General features: G+C 69.3%; 1 pseudogene. It reads right to left on the reverse strand.

Features of this window, described 5'->3' with window-relative positions:
- A pseudogene (locus SB822_RS61385) lies at nucleotides 1-231 on the reverse strand (porin); the annotation flags it as partial.

A 231-nucleotide genomic window follows, 5' to 3' on the forward strand; every position in this document is an offset into this window, starting at 1 on the left:
GGAGAGCACTGTGGGCGGCACGCCGTCGAAGAAATTCGCCTGTCCACTCGCACCGCCGCGCTGCTCCTCAGACGATGCCGCGACGCCGAAGTACTGCGCGTCGTACTTGAGCATCACCGACCAGTCGCGACATTCCGTTGGGTGCCCGGCGACCGAGCCCGCGCATGTGCCCTGCCCCGGCGAATTGCCGGTGCCCGCCGAATCGCGGCCGAACGAGTAGCCCGCGCCGAG

Origin of the sequence: Paraburkholderia sp. SIMBA_054 (genome assembly GCF_046534875.1) — a bacterium.
GTDB lineage: Bacteria > Pseudomonadota > Gammaproteobacteria > Burkholderiales > Burkholderiaceae > Paraburkholderia > Paraburkholderia hospita.